At 56.8% G+C, this 24,312-nt stretch carries 23 protein-coding genes; 12 read left to right on the top strand and 11 right to left on the bottom strand.

Going from position 1 to position 24,312, the window contains the following annotated elements:
* Positions 1–99 precede the first annotated feature (99 nt).
* Positions 100–1,914 (top strand): ABC-F family ATP-binding cassette domain-containing protein, encoded by a 1,815-nt coding sequence (locus DTJ15_RS04015; protein ID WP_249109486.1) that lies wholly within the window; start codon positions 100–102, stop codon positions 1,912–1,914.
* A 52-nt stretch (positions 1,915–1,966) separates the two neighbouring features.
* Here DTJ15_RS04015 and DTJ15_RS04010 read toward each other — a convergent pair whose 3' ends face one another.
* On the bottom strand, positions 1,967–2,389 hold the full coding sequence (locus tag DTJ15_RS04010; protein WP_052349062.1) for a superinfection immunity protein: 423 nt from the start codon (positions 2,387–2,389) through the stop codon (positions 1,967–1,969).
* A 47-nt stretch (positions 2,390–2,436) separates the two neighbouring features.
* Positions 2,437–3,417, bottom strand: coding sequence for a Gfo/Idh/MocA family protein (locus DTJ15_RS04005; protein ID WP_249109485.1), 981 nt, complete (start codon positions 3,415–3,417; stop codon positions 2,437–2,439).
* Positions 3,418–3,572: 155 nt separating this feature from the next.
* Between DTJ15_RS04005 and secD the strand changes: the two genes are divergently transcribed.
* Both secD and secF read left to right on the top strand, forming a co-directional pair.
* The gene (gene secD, locus DTJ15_RS04000) at positions 3,573–5,111 is read left to right on the top strand and encodes a protein translocase subunit SecD (protein ID WP_192848197.1); all 1,539 of its coding nucleotides are present in this window, start codon (positions 3,573–3,575) and stop codon (positions 5,109–5,111) included.
* A gap of 5 nt (positions 5,112–5,116) precedes the next feature.
* Positions 5,117–6,046, top strand: coding sequence for a protein translocase subunit SecF (gene secF / locus DTJ15_RS03995; protein ID WP_043560166.1), 930 nt, complete (start codon positions 5,117–5,119; stop codon positions 6,044–6,046).
* 83 nt (positions 6,047–6,129) lie between these two features.
* On the opposite strand, the gene DTJ15_RS03990 is transcribed toward secF, so the two are convergent.
* Complete coding sequence (locus tag DTJ15_RS03990) at positions 6,130–6,468, bottom strand: hypothetical protein (RefSeq protein ID WP_043560170.1); 339 nt, start codon at positions 6,466–6,468, stop codon at positions 6,130–6,132.
* Positions 6,465–6,917, bottom strand: coding sequence for a large conductance mechanosensitive channel protein MscL (gene mscL / locus DTJ15_RS03985; RefSeq protein WP_043560173.1), 453 nt, complete (start codon positions 6,915–6,917; stop codon positions 6,465–6,467). The genes DTJ15_RS03990 and mscL overlap by 4 nt, the downstream gene beginning before the upstream one ends.
* 240 nt (positions 6,918–7,157) lie before the next feature.
* Between mscL and rpmE the strand changes: the two genes are divergently transcribed.
* The 4 genes from rpmE to DTJ15_RS03965 all read left to right on the top strand — a co-directional run bounded on the left by rpmE (position 7,158) and on the right by DTJ15_RS03965 (position 9,888).
* The gene (gene rpmE / locus DTJ15_RS03980) at positions 7,158–7,385 is read left to right on the top strand and encodes a 50S ribosomal protein L31 (RefSeq protein WP_043560174.1); all 228 of its coding nucleotides are present in this window, start codon (positions 7,158–7,160) and stop codon (positions 7,383–7,385) included.
* A gap of 242 nt (positions 7,386–7,627) precedes the next feature.
* Complete coding sequence (locus DTJ15_RS03975; protein ID WP_052349063.1) at positions 7,628–8,239, top strand: DUF1013 domain-containing protein; 612 nt, start codon at positions 7,628–7,630, stop codon at positions 8,237–8,239.
* Between the two features lie 21 nt (positions 8,240–8,260).
* Entirely contained in the window at positions 8,261–8,755 is a 495-nt protein-coding gene (purE, locus tag DTJ15_RS03970) for a 5-(carboxyamino)imidazole ribonucleotide mutase (RefSeq protein WP_043560177.1), read from the top strand.
* Positions 8,752–9,888, top strand: a complete 1,137-nt coding sequence (locus tag DTJ15_RS03965; protein ID WP_249109483.1) for a 5-(carboxyamino)imidazole ribonucleotide synthase — start codon at positions 8,752–8,754, stop codon at positions 9,886–9,888. Before purE ends, DTJ15_RS03965 begins: the two co-directional genes overlap by 4 nt.
* Here DTJ15_RS03965 and DTJ15_RS03960 read toward each other — a convergent pair whose 3' ends face one another.
* A complete protein-coding gene (locus tag DTJ15_RS03960) occupies positions 9,889–10,527 on the bottom strand; it encodes a RadC family protein (protein WP_249109482.1) in 639 nt (212 codons plus the stop codon).
* 5 nt (positions 10,528–10,532) lie between these two features.
* The gene (locus tag DTJ15_RS03955) at positions 10,533–11,156 is read right to left on the bottom strand and encodes a JAB domain-containing protein (RefSeq protein ID WP_052349065.1); all 624 of its coding nucleotides are present in this window, start codon (positions 11,154–11,156) and stop codon (positions 10,533–10,535) included.
* Positions 11,157–11,255: 99 nt separating this feature from the next.
* Here DTJ15_RS03955 and DTJ15_RS03950 point away from each other — a divergent pair, with 99 nt between their 5' ends.
* Genes DTJ15_RS03950 through DTJ15_RS03940 form a run of 3 tightly spaced genes read left to right on the top strand, consistent with a single transcriptional unit; the run spans position 11,256 to position 16,194 of the window.
* Positions 11,256–13,469, top strand: a complete 2,214-nt coding sequence (locus tag DTJ15_RS03950) for an ATP-dependent helicase (RefSeq protein ID WP_081563141.1) — start codon at positions 11,256–11,258, stop codon at positions 13,467–13,469.
* Between the two features lie 17 nt (positions 13,470–13,486).
* On the top strand, positions 13,487–14,392 hold the full coding sequence (locus DTJ15_RS03945; protein WP_249109618.1) for a 50S ribosomal protein L11 methyltransferase: 906 nt from the start codon (positions 13,487–13,489) through the stop codon (positions 14,390–14,392).
* 32 nt (positions 14,393–14,424) lie between these two features.
* The gene (locus tag DTJ15_RS03940; protein ID WP_249109480.1) at positions 14,425–16,194 is read left to right on the top strand and encodes an aminopeptidase P family protein; all 1,770 of its coding nucleotides are present in this window, start codon (positions 14,425–14,427) and stop codon (positions 16,192–16,194) included.
* Between the two features lie 79 nt (positions 16,195–16,273).
* Here DTJ15_RS03940 and DTJ15_RS03935 read toward each other — a convergent pair whose 3' ends face one another.
* Complete coding sequence (locus DTJ15_RS03935; protein WP_043560191.1) at positions 16,274–16,498, bottom strand: DUF3126 family protein; 225 nt, start codon at positions 16,496–16,498, stop codon at positions 16,274–16,276.
* Between the two features lie 140 nt (positions 16,499–16,638).
* Here DTJ15_RS03935 and DTJ15_RS03930 point away from each other — a divergent pair, with 140 nt between their 5' ends.
* Positions 16,639–17,334, top strand: coding sequence for a hypothetical protein (locus tag DTJ15_RS03930; RefSeq protein WP_227431435.1), 696 nt, complete (start codon positions 16,639–16,641; stop codon positions 17,332–17,334).
* A 53-nt stretch (positions 17,335–17,387) separates the two neighbouring features.
* Here the strand turns inward: DTJ15_RS03930 and DTJ15_RS03925 are convergent, their stop codons facing one another.
* Genes DTJ15_RS03925 through DTJ15_RS03910 form a run of 4 tightly spaced genes read right to left on the bottom strand, consistent with a single transcriptional unit; the run spans position 17,388 to position 23,733 of the window.
* Complete coding sequence (locus DTJ15_RS03925; RefSeq protein WP_043560193.1) at positions 17,388–18,083, bottom strand: pyridoxine 5'-phosphate synthase; 696 nt, start codon at positions 18,081–18,083, stop codon at positions 17,388–17,390.
* Positions 18,084–18,102: 19 nt separating this feature from the next.
* Positions 18,103–19,107: a 4-hydroxythreonine-4-phosphate dehydrogenase PdxA gene (gene pdxA, locus DTJ15_RS03920; protein WP_249109478.1), complete on the bottom strand. Its 1,005-nt coding sequence runs from the start codon at positions 19,105–19,107 to the stop codon at positions 18,103–18,105.
* 17 nt (positions 19,108–19,124) lie between these two features.
* Entirely contained in the window at positions 19,125–20,540 is a 1,416-nt protein-coding gene (locus DTJ15_RS03915) for a M20/M25/M40 family metallo-hydrolase (RefSeq protein ID WP_249109475.1), read from the bottom strand.
* Positions 20,533–23,733 carry a glycosyltransferase gene (locus DTJ15_RS03910; RefSeq protein WP_249109474.1) on the bottom strand — a complete coding sequence of 1,067 codons (3,201 nt, stop codon included), beginning with the start codon at positions 23,731–23,733 and terminating at the stop codon, positions 20,533–20,535. Before DTJ15_RS03910 ends, DTJ15_RS03915 begins: the two co-directional genes overlap by 8 nt.
* Positions 23,734–23,970: 237 nt before the next feature.
* On the opposite strand from DTJ15_RS03910, the gene DTJ15_RS03905 reads away from it, so the two are divergent.
* Entirely contained in the window at positions 23,971–24,303 is a 333-nt protein-coding gene (locus DTJ15_RS03905; protein ID WP_043560207.1) for a hypothetical protein, read from the top strand.
* Positions 24,304–24,312 lie beyond the last annotated feature (9 nt).

Raw genomic sequence — 24,312 nt, 5'->3', positions numbered from 1 at the left:
AAACAGACAGAGTAAAAGTTTTCCATCGGAAAAATCTTTCTTTCACCTCTTCATCCGTTCCATATTGCAAATCTGCTCCGGTTTCTTCACATCAGGCCCATGTCTGCACCAATCCTCAATCTACAGAACATTTCATATACTCTGGGTGGCCGTCCGTTGCTGGACGGTGCCACGCTCTCCGTGTTGCCGGGTGAACGGCTCTGCCTTGTCGGGCGAAATGGCTCGGGCAAATCCACCCTGCTCCGCATTGCAGCGGGGGAGCTGGAACAGGATGATGGCGAGCGTTTCCTCCAGCCAGGGCTGAAAGTACATTATCTGCCGCAGGAACCCGACCTTTCTGGGTGGGACACGGTTTTCGATTATGTGACGGCGGATCTGGACGAGACAGCCCATTACCGGGCCCGAGCCATGCTGAGTGAGCTCGGCATGGATGGTCGTGAAAAATGTGCCAGTCTTTCTGGAGGGGAAGCACGCCGAAGCGCCCTTGCCCGGGCTCTGGCAACTGAGCCGGACCTTCTCCTTCTGGATGAACCGACCAACCATCTGGACCTCCCCTGCATCGCCTGGCTGGAGCGGGAGCTTCTGGCCTCGGGAGCGGGGATGATCATAATCAGTCATGACCGCCGTTTTCTGGAAACATTGTGCAAGGCAGTCATTTGGCTGGATCAGGGGGGCACGCAGAGGCTGGACGCCAGCTTCGCTCATTTCGAATCATGGCGGGACGAGCAGATTGAGCTTGCCGAACGGGCAGCGCACAAGCTGGACCGTCAGATTGCCCGTGAGGAAGACTGGATGCGCTATGGCGTCACAGCACGCCGAAAGCGAAATGTCCGTCGTGTTGCTGAACTGGCCGCCCTGAGGGCGGAGCGGCGTGATCTTGCCTCCCGCCAGAGAGGCTCCCTGAAGCTGGAAGCCAGTGAGACGGAGAATACCAGCAAGATTGTCATGGCTGCGGAAGGTGTTGGCTGGGCCTATCCGGAGCGTCCCCTCATCCGTGATCTGACGCTGAAGGTGACCAGAGGCGACCGGTTGGGAATCTGCGGGGCCAATGGGGCCGGGAAAACGACGCTTCTGCGCCTGCTGACCGGTGAGATGACCCCACAGGCCGGTGAAATCCGGCGTAGTCCGTCCATCCAGATGGTGACGCTGGACCAGCAGCGCAGCGCCCTGGATGGCGACCAGAGTGTGGCCAGCTTCCTGACGGACGGACATGGCGAGATGGTACAGGTCGGCACGGAAAAACGGCATGTCATTGGGTACATGAAGGACTTCCTCTTCCGGCCGGAACAGGCCCGCACGCCAGTCAGCCATCTCTCCGGGGGAGAACGGGGGCGGCTGGCGCTGGCGGCTGCCTTGGCCCGTCCTTCCAATCTGCTCGTGCTGGATGAGCCTACCAACGATCTGGACCTTGAGACGCTGGATATGTTGCAGGACATGCTGGGCGATTATGCTGGGACGGTTCTGCTCGTCAGTCACGATCGTGATTTTCTGGACAGACTGGCAACCTCAACTCTGGTGGCAGAGGGTGATGGCAGCTGGATTGAATATGCTGGTGGCTATTCAGACATGCTGGCCCAACGCAGGGGCCGGTCTCCCGTAGAGAGACGCCAGAAAGACACGGCCCCCTCCTCCAGCGATACAGATTCTTCCCCTGTACGTACTGTCAAACAGACCGTCAAACTGAGCTACAAGGAACAACGGGAGCTGGACCGGCTGCCTGAGCTTCTTGAAAAACTTGAAAAAGACGCCATGCTTTGCCGGAATGCTCTGGCTGACCCCGGGCTGTACAACCGGGACCCTGTCCGGTTTGAAAAGATTACGGCTGCGCTGGAAGACACCGAGACAAAGCTGCGCCAAGCGGAAGAGCGCTGGGTTGAGCTTGAAAGCAAACGGGAAGAACTGCTGGAAAACTGATCTTCGGCAAAGGTCCTTCCAGCCTGCAATGGCGGGCTGGAAGGACATGCCGTTACAGGCGGTTGATGAGACGTTCCTTGGCCTTGGCGAATTCAGCTTCTGTCAGGGCGCCACGGTCTTTCATCTGGGCGAGCTGCTCCAGCGTTTCAGTTGGCCGGTCAGAAGATGATCCTCCAAAAGATTGGGTCCGATCATGTGCCTGATAGGGGCCCCAGCCCTGTCCATCCTGAAATGCAACCAGTTTTTCTTTTGGCCAGAGTGCCCAGATGAGCAGGCCGATCCAGAAGAATCCTGTCCACCCAGCAAAGACATTCAGACCGATGAGAAGCCATTTCTGGGGATGCTGCCGCATGATGGCAATGATGCTGGGCAGGAAATACAGCGCCAGCATGGAGAGCATGAGGATGGCGAAGATCAGCAGGCTCAGATAAGGATTTATGGCGTTGATCTGCTGCGTGTAGTCAGTCATGTCCATGATGATTGTCCCTTCATGTCGTAAGGAAATGCACTATAGTGTCCTGATCAGTCGATCAGACCTGCATGCCGGATCAACTCCTGCGCAGCCCGTATCTCTTCACCAACTCTCAGGGCAGCGTCAAGAGCCCTGAGACCGGCCTGTCCATCCACCATCACGGGAGCACCATCCAGACAGGACGCCACAAAAGCATCATGCTCGGCAGCCAGGTTGTCATGGTCATGCCACCGCACACTCTGCCGCCGGAAGCCATTGCTGCCCGGGAGGGGTATTCCTTCATGACGGTTTATGAAAACCAGCTGTCGACTCATGAAATCCGCCGAGAGATAGCCTTCCTGAGAGAAAAGACGCATTTTCCGTTCGGTCTTGAGAGAAATGCGGCTGGCCGTAATGGAGGCAACGCAGCCATTGGCAAAACGGACACGTGCATTGGCGATGTCTTCATGAGCACTGGAGACGGCGGCGCCCATCGCATCAATATGGAGGATGGGGCTGTCCACAAGGGACAGGATGAAGTCGAGATCATGAATCATCAGGTCCAGCACGACTGATACATCCGTGCCCCGCTCCTTGTAGGGAGCGATCCTTGTGGCCTCGATGTACAGAGGCTGTTTCATGCGGGCTGAAATGGCCTGATGCTCGGCCGAATAACGCAGCAGGTGTCCGACCTGGAGGATGCGTCCCTGCTCTCCAGCACAGCGTACCAGTGCGGCCCCTTCTTCTTTTGTGGCGGCGAGAGGTTTTTCAACCAACACGTGGCAGCCGGCCATCAGGGCCTGTTGTGTCATCTGATAATGTGTTTCGGCAGGGGAAGCGATGATGACAGCCTCACACCGTTCCAGCAGCTCCCCGTAGTTTCTGAAGGCAGAGGTTCCCGTTTCTTCCGCAATGCTTTGGGCACGACCATGATCAGGGTCGTACAGCCCGACCAGCCGCTCCCGGGGGTGTCTGGCAGCCTGGAGGGCATGATAACGGCCAAAATGCCCGGTACCCGCAATGGCGACATCAAGGAGCTTTTCCGTCTTCATGGAAGGAATCATAGCACCCGGAAATGCTTGTGCAAGGCGCCATGCAGCCATGCATAATGGTTGCAATAAAATACTGGAGAGGGCATGGTCGCACCCATCTGCGAGATTAGTTCTGGCCTCTTCATTTCCACGTTTTTGAGGTTCTCTGACCCCTTATGTTGTATTACAGCCGCCTCAGGATGTTAGGCGTGGTGGGCATCTGTCTGATCAGTGCCCTGCTCTGCCTGCCCAATTTCATGAAATCTCCCTCATCATCCCTGCCCTGGCATCAGGTACATCTGGGGCTTGATCTGAGGGGAGGCTCCTATCTCCTGTTGCAGCTGGATACGAAAACTCTCCAGCATGACCGGCTTCAGTCACTGGAAGGTGAGATCCGTCAGGGGCTGCTTAGTGCCCATCTTGGCTATCGGCTCATCCAGCGGGATGATGCTACGGCCTCCGTGCTGCTCACGCCCCGCTCCGAAAGTGAAAAGGAGAGCGACCGGAAGGTTCTGGAAGAACTGACGCCCTCCATTCCTGGTGAACTGGCCATCAATGAGAAAGATGGCCGCTTCGTCATCAGCCTGACACCGGAATCCATCCGGGCCCGGGCCCGGGAGGCTGTGTCACGCTCCATCGAGATTGTCCGCCGCCGTATCGACAGTACCGGTGCCATCGACCCGAGCATTGCCCGTGAGGGGGAAGACCGCATCGTGCTGGAACTGCCGGGCATCAGCGATCCTCAACGTATCAAGACCCTGCTGGGCACAACAGCCCGCATGACCTTCCATCTCGTCTCTCCAGACCCGCTCCATGCTGGTCCCGGCACGACCATGCTGCCCCTGCCTGAAGGGCGTGGAGAAATCGCCGTGGAGGACAGGGTCGACGTGGATGGTGCCAACCTGACAGACGCCGCTGCCACAATGAATGAGGGGCAATGGGTTGTCGAACTGAAGTTTGACAATAAAGGTGCAGATGACTTTGCCCGCATTACGACAGAGAATGTCGGCAAGCCGTTCGCCATCGTTCTGGACGGTCACATCCTGACAAGCCCTGTCATCAACGGCCCCATCACGGCGGGGCGCGGGATCATCACCGGGCGCTTCACAGCTCGTTCCGCCTCCGACCTGGCGCTGCTGCTCCGTGCCGGGGCCCTTCCTGCTCCCCTTGCCGTAGTGGAACAGCGCAGCATCGGGCCGAGCCTTGGTGCAGCCTCCATTCATGCTGGTGTGGTCAGTCTTGTGGCTGGCTTTGTGCTGGTCGTACTGTTCATGCTGCTGTTCTATGGCCGGTTCGGCCTGTATGCGGACATTGCGCTGTTCGCCAATCTGGTCATGATCCTGGCCATCCTGTCGCTTTTTGGAGCAACACTGACCCTGCCGGGCATGGCGGGTATCCTGTTGACCCTCGGCATGGCGGTGGATGCCAATATTCTTATCAATGAGCGTATCCGGGAAGAAGTACGGAACGGCCGGAAACCCCTTCAGGCGCTTCAGGCCGGGTTCCAGCGGGCCACGGGGACCATCATCGATAGCAATGCTACGGCCTTCCTCGCCCATGTCATGCTCTTTGTCTTTGGTACGGGGCCGGTCCGCAACTTTGCCCTGACCATCACCATTGGTATCGTCACCACGCTGTTCACGACGCTGGTGCTGTCCCGCATGCTGATTGTCCGTTGGTATGCTCATAAACGTCCACAGGAATTGCCGGTCTGATCGCCATGTTTTCTCGCCCTCTTCTCCGTTTCGTACGTGATGACCGACAGATCCACTTCATGCGTGGCCGTCATGCCGGTCTGATTGTCTCCGCCCTTCTCTCCATCGCCTCTGTGGTGCTGTTCATCGCGCCGGGCCTCAATCTGGGGCTTGATTTCCGGGGTGGAATCATCGTGGAAACCCACTCTCCAGCAGCGGAAGATCCCGCCCATATGCGGGAGGTCCTCAAGGCCGGTCACATCAATGCGGCCTCCGTACAGTCTTTCGGGTCTCCGCAGGATGTCCGCATTGCCATCAACCTTCCGCCAGGGGGGGAAGATGAGCATGTTACCCAGAAGCTGGTGGATCAGGTCCGCACGGTCATCGTGCAGGCTGTTCCCGGTGTCCAGATCCAGCGGGCTGATGCTGTTGGCGGGTCCGTGTCGTCCGAACTGTTTCGGGATGGTGTGCTTGCCCTCCTCTTCAGCCTCGGGATGATTCTCATCTATATCTGGTTCCGCTTCGAGCGTGAGTTTGCCCTGAGTGCTGTCATCACACTCGTGCTGGACCTGACAAAAACCATTGGTTTTCTGGTGGTTACACGGTTCGAGTTTGATCTCGTCATGGTTGCGGCACTGCTCACCATCTTGGGTTATTCCACAAATGACAAGGTGGTCGTGTATGACCGTATCCGTGAGAATCTCCGCAAATACAGGACAATGCCACTGCGGGAATTGCTGGATCTTTCCATCAATGAAACGCTGAACCGGACACTGGGTACGTCCATGACGGTGTTCCTTGCCGCTCTGCCTCTGGCACTGTTTGGTGGAAGCACGCTGACCGGCTTTGCTACGGTCATGCTGTTCGGCATTGTCGTGGGGACATCATCATCCATCTTCATTGCCGCACCACTTCTGCTCCTGATGGGGCAGAAGCGACTGCGCAAAGCAGGCTGAGACCAGCCTTTTCAACGGAATATGGTCAGAAAAAAAGGGGGCTCTGGAGCCCCCTTTTCTGTATCCTGGCCAGCTCCCGGGAGCTATTTCAGAATAAGCCCAAGATAACGGGTCAGTATCTGTTCCGCCCTGAAGTCCGACCTGATCGTCTGTGAGTCCAGATTGTGGATCACAGCCTTGCGGGTCACCTCATCCATCTGGATCAGCGTAGGCATATCTTTCTGGTGCAGTTGGCCCAGAAGGAAAGCGCCACGGGCCATTCCATTGATGATGAAATATGAATAAAGGTGCGCATTGGGCGACAGAGGGACCCCGAAAGCTGTACCATCTGCCTTGGCGGAACTGGCAGACAGGACGCCTGCCAGAGCAAGACCCGCCAGGGCGCATCGTGCCGTCATTTTCATGGGAAAAAAACGGGTCATTTCTCTACTGCGCGTGCCGCCAGGAGGTCACGGATCTCCGTCAGCAGCACTTCCTCTTTGGAAGGAGCCGGCGGGGCGGAAGGCTGCGCTTCTTCCTTGCGGTGCAGCTTGCCGACCAGACGCATCACCCAGAAGATGAAGAAGGCAATGATGAGGAACTGGAGGACCGCATTGAGGAACAGGCCCACATTGATGGTCACGGCTCCGGCCTTCTGTGCCTCTGCCAGTGTATCCTTGACCGGCCCTTTCAGGGTGATGAAGATGTTGCTGAAGTCCACGCCCCCCGTCAGAAGACCCAGGATCGGGGTCAGGAGATCCTTGACGGCGCTGTTGACGATGGAGCTGAAAGCAGCGCCAACCACCACACCGATTGCCAGATCCACGACATTCCCGCGCATGATGAATTTCTGAAAATCAGAAACCCAGCCAGGTGTTTTGATAGGACTCATATAGCCTTTTCCTGAAATTTGAAGAATCTAGACCGCACGACAGGCACGATCTGCGCCATGTAGCCGAGCTCTGCCGTAGCATACAGCGTATTATGGCAAAACTGTATGAAGTCTTTAAGAATCGCTTTATCAACAAAAAGAATGATGCCCAACCTTTATTTTCCGAGCCATATCCTTTATGGAGGGCTCCGTCTGCTCCGGTCGGTATCGGAGCTTCTTTCATCAGGTTCAGGAAATATTATGAAACCCGGTATCCACCCCGACTATCATGAAATCACGGTCGTGATGGCTGATGGCAGCGAATATACAACGCGTTCCTGCTACGGCGAGCCCGGCGCGAAGCTGCGTCTGGACGTTGACCCCAAGACCCATCCGGCCTGGACGGGCGTTCAGCGTATTCTGGATACAGGGGGGCAGGTTGCCAAGTTCAACAAGCGCTTCTCCGGTATTGGCAATATCAAGAAGTAAGACAGTTTCCCTTTACGGGATGTCTGGATAAAGAAACCCTCCACCCTTTTCCTCGGGTGGAGGGTTTCTTTTTATTTCTTTCCATCTTGACCTCTCATGGTCTCTGACGCATCTTGGCGGCACTGTCGTGCATTGTCGCAGGCACCGCCCCTCATGCGGGTGGCGGGTGATTCTTTTCCAGAGTGGCCCGGGCCCTGCCAGATGCCGGACCATATTATCGCTCTGCAAAGGACTGCGTTGACATGACCCTGCCGCTAATGCCGAAGGCAACTGCCGTCTGGCTGATTGAGAAAACCGGCCTTACCTTTGACCAGATCGCCACTTTCTGCGGGATGCACCCGCTGGAGATTCAGGCTATTGCTGATGGTGAGGTTGGCGGCGGGATCAACGGCTATGATCCTGTAAAAAACAATCAGCTGACTGAAGCCGAGATCAAGCGCTGTGAGGCCAATCCCGCCGCCCGGCTCAAGCTGACAGCCACTCCCAATCCCGTGGCCCGTCGTGCCAAGGGGGCACGCTACACGCCGGTGGCCAAGCGGCATGATCGCCCCGATGCCATCGCTTTTGTCCTGCGCCAGTTCCCGCAGCTGAACGATACCCAGATTGTCCGCCTGTTGGGCACAACCAAGGATACGATTGCCAAAATCCGCAACCGTGAGCATTGGAACAGCCCCAACATCAAGCCTCGTGACCCAGTCATCCTTGGCCTCTGCACCCAGACAGACCTGAATGCTGCCGTTCAGGCCGCCAATGACCGTCTCGTCCGGGAAGGCAAGCCGCTTGAGAATGATCATGAGGCAATCGACCCGGAGAGCCTCTTCCCGTCCCGTGATGAAACCGGCAACAGCTTCTGAGACAAAGAGGGACAGAACACGATGAGTGTCTCACCAGCGCCGTCAGTCGGTGTGATCATGGGCAGCCAGTCGGATTGGGAGACCATGAAGCATGGTTGTGAGCAGCTGGACGCTCTGGGCATCCCCTATGAGGCCCGGATCGTTTCCGCCCACCGGACGCCGGACCGGCTGGCTGATTATGCCAGAACGGCTCGTGAACGTGGCCTGAAGGTCATCATTGCCGGAGCGGGTGGCGCAGCCCATCTGCCAGGAATGTGTGCAGCATGGACGACCCTGCCTGTTTTTGGAGTGCCGGTGGAAAGCCGCACGCTCAAAGGGCAGGACAGTCTGCTCTCCATCGTGCAGATGCCTGGCGGGGTACCTGTCGGCACACTGGCCATCGGCAAGGCTGGAGCCATCAATGCAGCTCTGCTGGCTGCATCTGTCCTTTCCCTCTCCGATGACAGCATAGCCGAAAGGCTTGAAGCCTTCAGGGTACGGCAGACGGCTTCCGTTGCTGAGGTTCCTGCAGGATGAAGACGGAAGCATTACAGCCTGGCGCCTGGATCGGCATTGTTGGGGGGGGACAGCTTGGTCGCATGTCTGCCGTGGCCGCTGCCCGGTTGGGCTATAGGGTCCATATCCTCTCCAACAGTGAGCCAAGCCCGGCAGCGGAAACATCGGCCCGTTTCACGGTTGGTGCTTACGATGATCCGGTGTGTCTGGAGCAGTTCGCCCGTTCCTGTGACGTCATCACGTTTGAATTTGAAAATATCAGCGCAGAGGGTCTGGCCCATCTGGCACGGTTCTGTCCGGTCCATCCATCCGGTCATATTCTGGAAACCAGCCAGGACCGTATCACCGAAAAGACCACTCTGGAATCCTTCGGCCTGCCGGTTGCCCCCTGGAGGGAAATCGGTTCGGCAGAGGAGTTTCATGCTCTCCCATCATTCGGCTTTCCCTGCATCCTGAAAACAACCCGTTTCGGTTATGATGGGAAGGGGCAGTTCCGTCTGGAGAATGAAGCCGCTTTCAACTCTCTGGCAGCAGAGGCAGACACCCTCCCCTATCCGCTGGTTGCGGAGCGGAAAATTGATTTTGCCCGTGAGGTCAGCGTGATGGTTGTCCGCAATGCAGCAGGCACCATGCGCTGCTTTGATGTTACGGAAAATCATCATCGCCAGGGGATCCTCCGTGTCTCCATCACACCAGCCCCCATCATGCCCGATCTGGCTGAAAAAGCGCAGACCCTGGCCGCAACGTTGGCTGAAAAACTCGGGCTTGTCGGTATCATGGGGGTGGAACTGTTTGAGGATCGGGATGGCAGGCTCCTTGTCAATGAGATTGCGCCTCGCCCTCATAATTCCGGCCACTGGACCATGAGTGCCTGTCTGGTAGACCAGTTCGAAATGCATGTCCGGGCCGTGACCGGGCTGCCCCTGCCACCTGCCCGACGCCATTCTGATGCCTACATGCATAATCTGATTGGCCCGGATGACATGGCGCTCCTGCCAGAGATCGTGGGGGAGGAAAATGCCTCCATCCACCTCTATGGAAAAGAGGAAGCTCGCCCGGGGCGCAAGATGGGCCATGTAAACCGCATCTTCCCTCGTGGAGGGCTGCCCGGAAGCATGGTTCTTTCCCGCTATCAGCCCCAGCTTGAGGACTGATCAGTCATCATCAAGAAGCCCAAGCTGGCGGAAGCTGGTCTGGGTTTTTCTTGTGATGATGACATGGTCTATCAGACAGACATCGATGACAGCCAATGCCTTCTGAATGGCCTGGGTCATGGTGATGTCTCCCCGGGATGGGTTTACCTGCCCTCCCGGATGATTGTGGACCATGATGATTCCGGCTGCGCCCAACGCCAGACATCGTTTTGCTATCTCACGTGGATAGACCGAAACATGGTTGATTGTCCCGTGGCTCTGCACTTCATCGCGGATGAGGTGTTTCCTGTCATCCAGAAAAAGCAGCCGGAACTGTTCCACTCTTTCCCTGGCCATCTGGACCATCAGATAGTCCTTCAGCAATTCCGGTTGCTCCAGCAGGTTGCCCTCTGGCAGCAAGGACCGTCCATACCGATGGGCCAGCTCTTTCAGCACAGCACAGAATACGGCCAGAGGCACATCATCCCGGTTTATGGCCTTTCTGTCCGTTGGCTGAGCTGAAATGAGTTCAGCCAGTGAAGAATGATGCCGCAGAAGGCGCTCAACCAGCTCCTTGCGGGCATCTTTCCCGGCAACAACAAACGATGCGATTTTGTGAAAGCTCTCCCTGACGGAGGGCAGACGGTCCGTAATGGTCATCCTCCTCATAGAAGCCCGGATTCACTCATGCTGACATACCATCCCTCACCAATCAGGATGCCTTCATGGACGATGACATCCAGAGACCGCAAGACCTGTCTCAGCCCCCGTACCTCTGGAGCCAGTGCCGTGGCTGGACTGCGTGGATGGTAATAGACGACGATGGCCGCAGTGGCGTGGCAGTTGAGAAGTGTCTGTGCAATTGATCGGTGGAGGGCATGAAGGTTACTGGCTGCTGGCAGCAGCTTTTCCATGATCAGGCCGTTGTTGCTGTCCAGGCAGATCAGACCGATGGCTGGCTCATCTGTCCTTTGCAATGTGCCTTTCAGATAATTCATCAGAGCCTTGGCATTGCCCAGCTGAAGCGGCATGTCTTCATCACTCTCCATGAGGGAGCGTGCTGCCAATACGGGCAGTTCCAGAAGGCTCATGATGCGCTCGCTCAGACCATGCTGCTCCAGTCTGGCAGAAGATGCCTGCAACAGCTTCCCTATCGACCCGAAAGCGGAAAGCAGCGCTTTGGCCTGCGGGTTGGTGTCCCTGCGAGGAATGGCGTAGAAAAGCAGAACCTCCAGGAGCTCATAGTCGGCCAAGGTCTCGGCTCCATGGGTGAGGATGCGCTCTCTCATCCGTGCCCTGTGCCCCTGTTTGGATGAAACTGCTTTTTTCACAATCTATGGTTATGTCCTAGCCAGCGGGTATGAGCCGCATTATACCAGATAATTGTGATGGATGATCTTTTTTCCCCCCGTTTTCCGTCTTCCGGTCCTGATTATCTGCACGGGCTGAATGAAGAGCAGCGTCTTGCCGTGGAAACGACGCAAGGCCCCCTGCTGATTCTGGCTGGTGCCGGTACCGGGAAGACCCGGGTTCTGACAACACGGTTCGCTCATATCCTGCTGGAAAAGCTGGCATGGCCCGAGCAGATACTGGCCGTGACCTTTACCAACAAGGCTGCCCGGGAAATGAGGGAGCGCATCAGCGCCATCCTCGGCCGACCAGTGGAAGGCCTCTGGTTGGGAACCTTCCACTCTCTCTGTGCCCGCATGCTTCGGCAGCATGCGCCACATGTCGGGCTGGAGCGCAACTTCACCATTCTCGATACGGACGACCAGCTCCGTCTTCTCAAGCAGGTCATCGAGCCTTGGAAACTGGACCTCAAGCGCTCTCCTCCGGCACAGATCATGCATCAGATCCAGTTATGGAAAGATCAGGCCCTGCTGCCCGATGGCATCACTGCTGCGCAGACACCTGAACTGGCCAATGGCCAGCTCCCGGCCATCTACGCCGCCTATCAGATACGTCTGAAGGAAATGAATGCCTGTGATTTCGGGGATCTCATGCTGCATGTGGTGACCATCCTCCGTCAGCATCCCGATGTACTGGAGCAGTATCAGAAACGCTTCCGCTATATTCTGGTTGACGAATATCAGGATACGAACACCATCCAGTATCTGTGGTTGCGTCTTCTGGCCAGAAGGCAGGATGGACAACCCTCTAACATTGCCTGCGTCGGGGATGACGATCAATCCATCTATTCATGGCGTGGTGCCGACATCGCCAATATCCTCCGTTTCGAGAAAGATTTTCCCGGTGCACGGATCATCCGGCTGGAGCAGAATTATCGTTCCACCCCCCGCATCCTGACCGTGGCTTCGCAGGTCATTGCCCATAATGAGGGACGGTTGGGCAAGGTTCTGCGGCCTGGGCTCGACATCATGGAGGGTGATCCTGTCGAGGTCATCAACATGCCGGACTCGGATGACGAGGCCCGTGTCATTGGCCGCCGGATACAGGAGTTTCATACAAAAGGTCATCCTTACGGTTCCATCGCCATTCTGATGCGGGCTGGTTTCCAGACACGTCCCTTTGAAGATGCCCTGATGAAAATGGGCATTCCCTATCAGATTATTGGCGGTTTGCGTTTTTATGAACGGGCCGAGATACGGGATGCCATCGCCTATATGCGGGCAGTGCTGTATCCCGTCGACGATCTGGCCTTTGAGCGCATCGTCAATTTGCCCAAACGGGGATTTGGCAGTGTTGCCCTGACCCGTCTGCGGAATGCTGCCAGAGAGAGGGGGCTGTCCCTTCAACAGACGCTTCAGCATCAGCTGGAACAGGGGCAGCTGAAGGGCAAGGCGGCCGCCACGCTGTCGGACCTGATGGACAGCCTCTCCAGGGCCAGAGACACTGTCGGCAAGGAAGGCCATGTTGTCGCCACTGACATGGTGCTGGAAGAAAGTGGGTATCTCGCCATGTGGCGGGATGACCCGAAGACCATAGAAGCCGCCGGCAGGCTGGACAACATCCGGGAGCTGATCCGGGCGATTGGTGAATTTCCAACAATGGATGCGTTTCTGGAACATATCGCCCTTGTGATGGACAGCGACAATGCTGAAGACGATCCGGACAAGGTCAGCCTGATGACGCTCCACGCCGCCAAAGGGCTTGAGTTCCCAACGGTTTTCCTGCCCGGATGGGAGGAAGGCCTTTTCCCGTCCCAGCGTTCTCTGGATGAAGGTGGAAACCAGGCTCTGGAGGAAGAACGGCGCCTCGCTTATGTCGGCCTTACCCGTGCCCGTGAGCGGGTAATCATATCCCATGCAAACAGTCGTCGGCTTTATGCAAACTGGCAGGACTCCATACCAAGCCGCTTTCTGGATGAACTGCCTGAAGAACAGGTTTTACGGAATGTTGCAGAGGCCGGTCACGCCCTGCCCTCAAGGTCATTTTTCAGGCACAGGGCTCAGGTTCTGTCAGGACAACAGCGGGCCAGACCGTCCGCTGTGCAGCCTGCCGTCCCCATCGGAGCGACGGTGCGTCACAACCGTTACGGTGAAGGTGTGGTCATCGGGGTTGAAGGGGATCGTCTGTCCATCAATTTTGAAAATATCGGTCTGAAGCGGATCATGGCCGGTTTTATAGAGGTCGTATCGTGAAGACAAAACAGAGCCCTATTGCCCCCACCCATGTTGGTTCCCGCCATGCCCGGGCGCTGGAGACACTTTCCATTGTGGTGGAGGAAATACACGTTCCACTTTTCGAGCAGGCCCTGCTTGGGGTCTGTGACACGGTCGGCATGTTCGAAGAGGATGATGAGCAGCGTTACTGGCGGCTGGAAGCCGTCAAGGAAAAAGGGCGGAATGAGGAGGAGCTGGATAACGCCCTGGCGCTTGTCCGTGCCATGACAGGCGTGGACGCTCCCCTGCACCGGCAGAACACCGAGGCCGAAGGCTGGCTGGCCCGTACGCAGGAAGCCTTCCCTCCCCAATATGTCGGACGGCGGTTCTGTATCCGGGGGACACATCTGAAGGAGACGCCGCCTTCCAATCGGCTGGACATCATACTGGATGCCGGGATCGCTTTCGGGTCCGGTGAACATGGTTCCACCCGCGGGTGCCTGCGTGCCTTGGAACAGATTGCCCATCGGCGCCCCCGTCATATTCTGGACATGGGATGTGGGTCCGGTATTCTGGCCATGGCAGCGGCTCGCCTACTGCATCGCCCTGTTCTGGCCGTGGATATCGAGCCATGGTCTGTCCGTGTTGCAGCTTCCAATGCCCGGCTGAACAGGCTCGGCCCCCTGCTGGACTGCCGCTTCGGCAATGGCTGGCATACGGAAGCTGTTCGCCGCAATGCTCCCTATGATCTTGTTTTTGCCAATATTCTGGCTCGTCCTCTCTGCCGCATGGCCAAGGATCTTGCCCGCAACCTTCAGGCAGGGGGAACAGCCATCCTGGCCGGACTGCTCAATACCCAGGCCCGCATGGTGCTGGTTGCCCACCAGAGGCAGGGCCTGATCCTTGAAAAGCAGCTCAGGGAAGGCCCCTGGAGTACCTTGATCCTTCGGAAACCAGCCTGACTGTTCTCTCCCGTTTTTCCATGGTGGCGTCTGTGTCTCTTTCATCCATTCCTTTGCAGGACCGTCCTGCTCTCGTCCGCCAGCAATTCGATAGACTTGGCATTTCCGGTGTCATCGTCACCCGGGGTGATGAATATCTGGGGGAATATGTTGCGCCCCATTCTGAAAGACTGGCCTGGCTGACCGGTTTTACGGGCAGTGCTGGCCTTGCCATCCTGCTGGCAGAAACCGGCTGTGTTTTTTCCGATGGCCGCTACACCGTACAGATGGCCGAGCAGGCTCCGGCGGCATTGTGGGAAACCCGTCATGGCGGCCAGCATCCTCCCCGGCAGTGGCTGGCTGAGAAAGCGCAAGGGCTGCGCATCGGGTATGACCCCCGGCTGACCAGCCAGAGAGACCTCTCATCATGGGAGACGGATGGTATTCAGCTCGTACCCCTGTCTGACAATCCAATAGATATGTCATGGCATGATCAGCCTCCCTCACCAGCCAATCTGATCCATCACCAACCATTCGAATTTACAGGGGAAACGAGCCGGAGCAAGCGGGATCGTCTGGCCCGGCAGCTGCATGAAGCGGGGCAGGATGCCATGATCCTTGCGGACTGCCCGTCCCTCGCCTGGCTGTTGAACATCAGGGGAAGTGACATTGCCATGACCCCTGTCGCCCATGCGTACGGCCTGCTTCATGCTGATGGTTCGGCCGACATTTTTGCTGATGTGACCCGTTTCCATGATGCCCCGGAAGATTCAGGCATACGTCCATTCCCTCCTTCCGAACTGTCGAAGGCCTTGCAGGCCCTGGCCGGAAAAACCGTACGGCTGGACCCTGCCACGACGCCAGTCTGGTTCAGCATGGTCCTGAAGGACGCCGGAGCTCACATCGCTGATGGGCCGGACCTGTGCACTCTTCCCAAAGCCATCAAAACAACCGTGGAACAGGATGGCAACCGTCGGGCGCATGAACTGGACAGCATTGCTCTGGCCCGGTTCCTGCGCTGGTTGGAAGAACATGGCCCCGGCCATCGTGAAACAGAATTGGCCGATCGCCTTGAGGCGTTCCGGGCCATGTCCCCTGATTATCGGGGCCCCAGTTTTGAGACAATTTCTGCGGCTGGTCCCAACGGCGCTTACCCTCATTACCGGGCCGAAGCCGGGCATGACAGCATCCTCCAGAAAAACAGCGTCTATCTGGTTGATAGTGGGGCGCAATATCCTTTCGGCACCACGGACATCACACGGACTATCTGGACTGGCCCGGATGAAGCACCTGCCGCCATCCAGAAAGCTTTCACGGCAGTTCTGAAGGGGCATATTGCCCTGAGCCGCCAGCGTTTCCCCATGGGACTGCCAGGTTACAGGCTGGATACTCTTGCCCGGGCGGCTCTCTGGAATCAGGGACTGGATTTTGATCATGGTACCGGCCATGGCATTGGCAGTTATCTTTCCGTCCATGAGGGGCCTCAATCCATCTCCGTAGCGCCACGGCCGACCGGCCTTGTACCAGGGATGATCCTTTCCAACGAACCGGGCTATTACGAGGTTGGCGCTTACGGCATCCGTATCGAGAACCTGCTGCTCGTTCGGGAAAGTTCCCTGCCCGGAACCGTACGGCCCTCCCTGGAGTTCGAGGTGTTGACCCACACCCCCATAGATCGCCGTCTCATCGCCATGGAGCTTCTGACAGCAGAAGAACGGCACTGGCTGGACCAGTACCATGCCACGGTTCTGGAAAAGCTCCTGCCACTGCTGGAAGATGAGCTGCACCCGTGGCTCCGTCAGAGCTGTGCACCTCTGCTTTGAAAGCAGTACCTGCATATGAAAAAACCTCTCACCATCAAGGATGAGAGGTTTCCTGCTGTACCGGTAAGACCGCTACAGGTCAGGCAGGAGGGAGGTCTTCTTCCAGCACTGTCATGTTGACGGCATAGGAGACCTCGCCCTCATCCTCATCGCGATACACAGTCCCCACGACTTCACCAGCCACTGCGATTTCCACACTCATGCCCTTGCGTGGCGGGACCTGAACTGTCAGCTCCGGAGAGCCCAGCAGACGGCGCAGTGCCTTTTGCAGGCGGGGAACCTCAGCAGCGGAAATATCGGCCATAAAGCAAACTCCAAAAAGGGAAACGGCTCCTCCTTCTCTAACCGATTGCACTGGAGACTAAAACCCATCTTTCAGACAGAAAGAAAAACATGATAAAGCAGTCCCCCCATTGCCTGCCTTTCTACTCTGATGGAGAGAGAATGACATTTCAGAAAATCCTGTTCCGGCTTACCTGTATGCTGCCGCTCGGCCTCTCTGCCTGCGGTTATTGGGATGCCCATGAGGCTCACAAAGCTCAATATGAAATGATCGGCATGACAAGCTATGATCTGCAGGCTTGTGCGGGAGCTCCCAATTCGACCAAATCACTGAATGACAGTACGGCGATCTGGGAATACGACATTTCCCGTTCGATCGCCCCTCTCCCCAGCTCTGGCCTTCTTCCAGTAAGTTCGGCTATCAGCGCCTATCAGTCTATTTTCGGTGGAGCTGGCTCAAGCTGCCGGATGCTTGTCCGTATGGATCATGATCGGGTTGCCGAGATCCATTATGCGGGCGACGATGACGAATATATTGGCGAAGATGGTATCTGCTCCATGCTGACACGCGGCTGTGCACGACAGCCAGAAGGAACAATGCGTGATGCTCCGGGCGTCTGGCCCATGGGGCCGATTTCGGCATTTCATTCCATGCCCACGGAAGAGCAGCGGCCAGAGGCCACCTATTCCGACAAATCAAGTAAATTTGTTCCGAATTACGATCATAAGCCGAACGAACCTCTTATCCAGCCAGCTCCTAAAGACGGGAGCATCCCTAAGGTCCGTCGTAACAATGGGCTATTCAGTATCCAGCAGGGCAATAATGGATTGCCCATCTTCAACACACAGCCCAACTGAATCCTGAGAGAGGTCCCAGTGACGGGACCTCTCCATGACGGTTGATGAAGTCTTCAGGAAAGCAGATCTTTCATCCGCCGCACGGAAGCTCCCAGCCCGACAAAGACGGCTTCGCTGATCAGGAAATGGCCGATATTGAGTTCTTTCAGCCCAGGCAGTTCCGTGATGGGAGAGACATTCTCATAGGTCAGACCATGACCGGCATGAAGTTCAATCCCGCATTCAGCTGTCATATGGGCAGCCCTGTGGAGACGTTCCAGCTCGCCTTCTTTCCCCAGAGCGTAGGCTCCCGTATGCAGTTCAACTACCGGAGCTCCCAGAGCAGCCGCCGTGCGAATGGCTTCCGGCTCTGGATCGATGAACAGCGAAACACGGATGCCAGCTTCCAGAAGGCGGCTGACATGCGGGGCCAGACTTTCTCGTAATCCTACGACATCAAGCCCACCTTCTGTTGTCAATTCCTCCCGTCTTTCGGGCACAAGGCAGCAGGCGTGGGGCTTCAGTGCGCAGGCCATGGTCACCATTTCGTCCGTGACAGCCATTTCAAAATTGAGTGGAGCCGAAAGCGCCCGGAGGCGACGGATATCTTCATCCCGAATGTGGCGGCGGTCCTCACGCAGATGGGCCGTAATACCATCAGCCCCATTCTCCAGAGCCAGCTCAGCAGCACGGACAGGGTCGGGGTAGCGCTCACCCCGTGCGTTCCGCAATGTTGCAACATGATCAACATTGATACCAAGACGGATCATGGGCTGTTCCTTTCCCTCTTCATGGAGTCTGCGCATCACTCATGACACGCTGGCTTGCCATATCATGGGCCATGGCAAGCGCTGATGAAAGGCTTGAAATGCTTGCCTTTCCTGTCTCACCCGGACCGACGGCAATATCAAAGGCTGTTCCATGATCTGGCGATGTGCGGATGATGGGCAGACCCAGTGTGACGTTGACACCTCCAGCCATGTCCAACGTCTTGACCGGGATGAGGCCTTGATCGTGATACAGGCAGATTGCCGCATCGTACCGGGGACGGACAGCGGCACTGAACATGGTATCTGGCGGCATGGGGCCACTTACCTCCAGCCCTTCCCGCTGCAAGGCCTCTATAGCGGGTTTGATGATGCGGCTTTCCTCATCCCCCATCATGCCATTTTCACCTGCGTGAGGGTTCAGCCCTGCAATGGCAAGCCGAGGCTGGACCAGACCGAAATCACGTTGCAGGGCAGATGCCGTTACCCGGCTCACAGCCATGATGCGGTCTACCGAAAGCGTCTCGATGGCCTGTCTCAACGAGACATGAATGCTTGTCAAAGCAACCTTGAGCTGCGGGCAGGCCAGCATCATGACTTCCCTGCCACTGGCACCACACAGAGCTGCCAGAAACTCTGTATGCCCCGGATGGGGAAAACCGGAAGCTGCCAGCACATGCTTGGCAATAGGGTTTGTCACGACAGCTCCGGCTGCCCCTGACAGAGCGTAATGAACAGCTTTTCTGATGCTCTCGATCACCGCTACGGCATTGCCTGTTGAGGGATGCCCGGGTTTGACCGGTTCCGGGCAGGAAAGCGCCAGTACGGGCAGGGCTTCTGCAAAACAGGCGGCTGCCTCGGACGGATGGCCTATTTCCCGGTAGGGTGTGTTGCCTCCCAGCAGCACCGGATTCCCTATCCAGAAAAAAGGTCGCCCAGCCGTTCTGAGACACTCCCAGACACGGCGTGTCAGCTCCGGCCCCACGCCAGCCGGGTCTCCCATGGTCAGGGCAACAGGTTGCGCCATGCCTGGTCTTATACGATTCATCGGGCTAGGGCAGCCAGGATGCGGACCCATGAGCGTATCCCGTGGAAGAATGAATCAAGACCATACTGCTCGTTGGGAGAGTGTATCCGATCATCAGCCTGAGCAAATCCCACCATGAGTGCATCCATGCCCAAGGCTTCACGGATTTCCTCTGCTACCGGGATCGAGCCTCCACAACCAGTCATGACGGCCTGTTTGCCCCATTCCTTACCCAGAGCGTCCAATGTTGCCAGAAGAAAGGGATTGTCCTGATTCACGGCAAAACCGGATGAAGCTCCATGCCCCGTAAAGACAACCTCGACATCTTCCGGCAGGGCTGCACGGACATAAGCCCGGAAGGAGTCCCGAATCCTGAGTGGGTCCTGCCCCGGTACCAGACGGAATGATACCTTCGCCGAAGCCCGGGCCGGAATGACCGTCTTGAAGCCATCCGCCTGATACCCGCCAGCAAGGCCATTGACCTCAAAACTCGGACGGCACCATGTCTGCTCAATGGCACTGAAGCCCCGCTCACCAGCAGCATGGGACAGGCCGACATCTTCCAGCAGGGCTGCATCATCAGGATAGAGTGTCCGCCACTGCTGGCGGGTATGCTCATCAGGCACGGTCACACCGTCATAAAAACCGGGCAGTGTGACCCGCCCCTGCTCATCACGCAGGCCACTGATGATCTGGCAGAGCAGAAAAGCCGGATTGGCCGCAGCATTGCCATACATGCCGGAATGAAGGTCCTGGCTGGCAGCAACGAGCTCGATTTCCTCGGCAACCGTGCCACGCAGAGAGGTCGTGATGGCCGGGGTCTCCCTGTCCGGCATGGCGGTATCACAGATCAGGGCAATATCAGCTTTCAGCTCTTCCTGATTCTCCCTGAGAAAGGGAAGCAGATTCTCACCACCGGATTCTTCTTCACCTTCCAAAAGAAAACTGACAGCCACGGGGAGATCCCCATGAACAGCTTTCCATGCCCGACAGGCCTCGATGAAGGTCATCACCTGCCCTTTGTCATCGCTCGCTCCCCGGGCCACGAGGACCTTCCGGCCATCGCCGGTTTTCTTCAGGCAGGGTTCGAACGGATCCGTTAACCAGAGGGCTTCGGGGTCTGTCGGCTGAACATCGTAATGACCATAGAAGAGAACGTGGGTCTGCCCGTTCCGTACCTTCTCTGCATTGGCATCATCATGCCCGACAACCATTGGATGCCCCGGTTCTGCCCATGAAACATTCCGCAAAGACGCCGTAAAGCCAAGCCCCTGCAATTCGTCCGCCAACCAGCGTGCGGCTTTCCGGCAATCATCCCTGTGCTGCTTCTGTGTGGAAATGCTGGGAATCCGCAACAGTTCACAAAGCCGCTCCAGTGCCGTCTCCTTGGTGGCCTCCACATGCTGGAGGACTGCGGCCATACGTTCAGTCATTGTCAGCCTGTTCCTTCTGATTCTGGTCTTCTTCAGGCAATGTCACACCCAGATGAGTGGGAAGCGGCATGAATTCATCCTCCAGCCCGTCTTCCGACTCTTCATCTTTATCTTCGGCGGCAGGGGGGTCTCCAGCCGGTTTCAACACGATGCGCAGAGGGGCTGGTGCAAAGGAGCGATGTAGCGACACCCCTTCCTTCCCGGCAGGGGGGGCTACCGTAGCGGGCCCATTCAGTAATGCCTCGATGAACCGCCCAAAAGCTTCATGCAGGCGACCATGGCCGTGCCTCTCCCTGACCGTTTCATGCGCTTTGCGCCGTATCCGGTCCCAGAGAGCCGGATCTTCATACAGACGGATGATCTGCCGGGCGAAATGCTGCGGATCGTTGAAACCACCATCCAGAGCTTCTTCTTCATCCTTCCAGCCCAGACGTTCCATCTGAACCTTGTTCAGCACGGCCGGGATGCCCTGACCGGCGGCTTCCAGTATCTCGGTAGCCTGTGTGGCCGGGACCCGCGAAGGGTCCATGAGAATACGGCATCGCTGCATCATCCTGGGCAGCGTATCCATTTCGGCCAAGCCATCCAGTGGTGCCAGGCGCTCATAAAATCCCAGATCGACCAAAGGATGATGATACCCTCCGATCCCGATGGAAGGTGGCAGACTGAAATGACGTTGCAAGTGGGGCATCACGGCAAGGCAGAACCAGTCAAATCCGTCATGTCCGGAATCCCCTGCCCGGTAGATGGAAAGAGGGAACAAAATACCCTGCCGCCGTTCAAATTCGTCCTGTTTGCCCAGCTGCCGGCATGACACAGCATAAGGCAGAGCTGTGACATTGCCGTAGCCCAGCCTGTGCAGCAGTGCGGTTGTCTGCTCATCACCCGTCACGATGCCTTGGCAGAGCCACGCATAATCCAGTTCTTTTCTGGCTTCCCTCATGAGACGTGCCGGCTCATCCACAATGCCAACGAGACGTCGCAGATGCTCTTCCACAGCTCTGAGGGCCGTGCCGTCCTGATTGACAGTATCAAGAACGATCAGCTTGTCCTGAAGGGAAATGTCCCCTGTGGCAAGAACCGGCCCCAGACGGGACAGAACATGCGTTCCACCAATCCAGAGCAGTTTCATGTCGGTCAACCGGTCCCGCAGGAAGGATGAAAAATCATCCACACCCCGCCAGCATTCCACATCAGCTGGATAATCATGAGGAATGACGAGCCTGTCTTCTTCTTTCCGGTCCAGACCGACAACCAGCACCTGCCAGCCCAGCCAACGGAAAGCATCAATCTGCTGCATGACCCGCCGTGCTGCACCACCTTCAATCAGGCGTGGAAGATGGGGGAAAACCATCATGACAAGAGGGCGATAGCTCTTGCCCATGCGGGCGTCCCCTCGTGCCACGGCATGTCTGGGCAGAAAAACGGGGAATAGATGCCGCAAGGCATCCTTTCCCATGGTCCGCCTCGCATAACTTTCCGGCGTGGCATTCAGCAGTCTGGCCTGTACGGTTGGCCAATAAGACAGGGTCCGCCCCGTGGCCCGCAACGCCATGGAAAAACAGGTAAAGAAAGGCTCCGCCCTGTGCCCTTCCAGGTAGTGTAGTGCCTGTTCCATCGCTGTGCGATGGCAGAACAGCAGCCCCCCCTGAATGGCTTCCACCATCTTCTGGAAACTGACAGACTGGGCCTGTCCTTTTTCTCCCTGACCATGGCACGTGATGCTGCCATCACGCCATACAGCGCTACCTGCTTCCAGTACGGTATTGATGCTTGTAAGAAGTTTGCCGCCCCCCTCACTTTCTTCAGCCATCATGGAAGCCATGGCAAAGGACAGGGCCATGGGCAACAGCTGCACGCCGGATTCCAGAAGCAGGATGCGCTCACCGGCAAGAAAAGGCAGACTCTCCCGCAACTGCTGCGCCAGGGGCTGGAGCTTGTCGCTGACAACGTGCCGCAACCCCTCTACTGCCTGATCCAGCCGTTGCCGGGAAAGGGTGTTGCCCGTACTGGCCACGACGACCTGCATGTCGGGAATACCCTGCGCATGCAGGGAAGCAAGCGTTGCAATATCGAGCAGATAATTGCCCTGTGAAAACAGAACGACACTCAGCTGGGGAGACGCCTGATTCACGAATCTCAAAGGCTTCCTGAACAGGGAGGGCAGACTGGCTTCGACCTTGCATAACGCCAGCCTGTTGGCGGCAGTAATGGAAATCCCGGGAATTTCGGCGCCTGTCCGCCCTTCCTGCTGTAAAATCCAGAGCAGAAAGGGATTGTCCACGTGTGCCTTGTTGAGTGACTGGGGCATATCCAGCGTGGCCACAAACGCCCTGAAATCCAGATCAGCCGATGGATTGCGCAGCTCACTGATCCCTGCCCGGATGAAATGGGCATAACCATTGCGGAACATTCCGCTTTTCACGGCATCAGCTACGTCAGGATTCTGTGCCAGATAATAGGATTCATCAAAATAAGGGTTCGGATCATAAGCGCTGGGATTGTCACATCCCATGTAATGGTGAAGTGGCCCTGTAAATACGCCATCCTCTATCAGCTTGAGAACATCGGGATATTTTTCAAGATACCAGACAGGATCGAAGTACCAGGACGTCCTGACTGTTTTCATGTCAGGATATTCGAGGGCCAGATATTGGCTGAAGGCCCCCTGGGAGGGATCAAACGGAATGTTTTTCCCCAGACATTCACGAATGAAGAGTTCGGCATCGAAAAGGAAATGAGGCGACCGGAAACCATAATCCCCGACACGGAGAAAATGGTCATAGGCATTGACATGCCCTGCCTCACGCATGGCCCGGAGACTGTAGTCCGAATTCACCTTGAAGTAGTATTCTGCCGAGAAAAGCCAGTGTCCAGAGCAGCTCTGGCAGCCTACATCTACATAATGCTGGAACCCGCTCTGAAAGATACCTTTCTCCTGCACGCCACGCCGGACATCAGGATAGGCATTCAGGTACCATTCTTCATCAAAATACCTGTTGGGTGAAGTTCCTTCCTGTCCCTCACCGCTCTGCCATCGCTCGGCAAGCTGTCCGTCCGTCCAGACCGTCCCCGCCTCTGCCAGCTGCCGGGCATAACGGCGACGGTACCAAGCGGCATCAAATTCACTCCAGACAGGAGCCCTTGCCCGATCATTCGCTACAGCCTCGAAAAAGGTCCCATCCGTGTCCATCTTGCTTCTACCAGCCTTTCCAGCATTGAGACGACGCCTGAGCGCCTAATACCAGAGTTTCCCCTTTTTAGGGAGGATAACTACACCTCCTTTCATCAAGATCATGTAAAGACAAAACAGATGGATGACAGAATGGGCGAGTTCTTCTAGAGTCCGCCAACAACATTCACCAGCATTCTTCATGACCCTCCTGGTCCATCTTGTTTACTGCCACAAGGCAGGGTAGGAGCAATCCGCATGATTCGCCTTCTGATCATCGTTCTTTTTCTGGCCTTTACGGCCATTTTCGCCATGAGCAATCTTGATGATGCCACCGTCTGGCTGGCCTCATTCGGCTTCTCCATCAAAATGGGAAAACTCATCACCCTGCTTGCCGTGCCGTCCCTCGTGCTGGGGCTGCTGCTTGGCCTGACAGGCGAACTGCGCCAGCGTCGCCGCGCCCGCAAGGCCGAATCACAGCTGCGTACATCCCAGAAACAGCTGATCGAGCTGCATCAGCGGCTCGACCAGCTCAAGGCGGGCAGTGTTGCTCCCACTTCTGATGCGATCCAGCCTTCTTCACAGAAATAAGACCATTTC

The sequence above is a fragment of the Parasaccharibacter sp. TMW 2.1891 genome, from assembly GCF_023337675.1.
Classification (GTDB): domain Bacteria; phylum Pseudomonadota; class Alphaproteobacteria; order Acetobacterales; family Acetobacteraceae; genus Bombella; species Bombella apis.
Note: the sequence above shows the minus strand (reverse complement) of the source record. Positions and strands in the feature narration are given on the sequence as shown.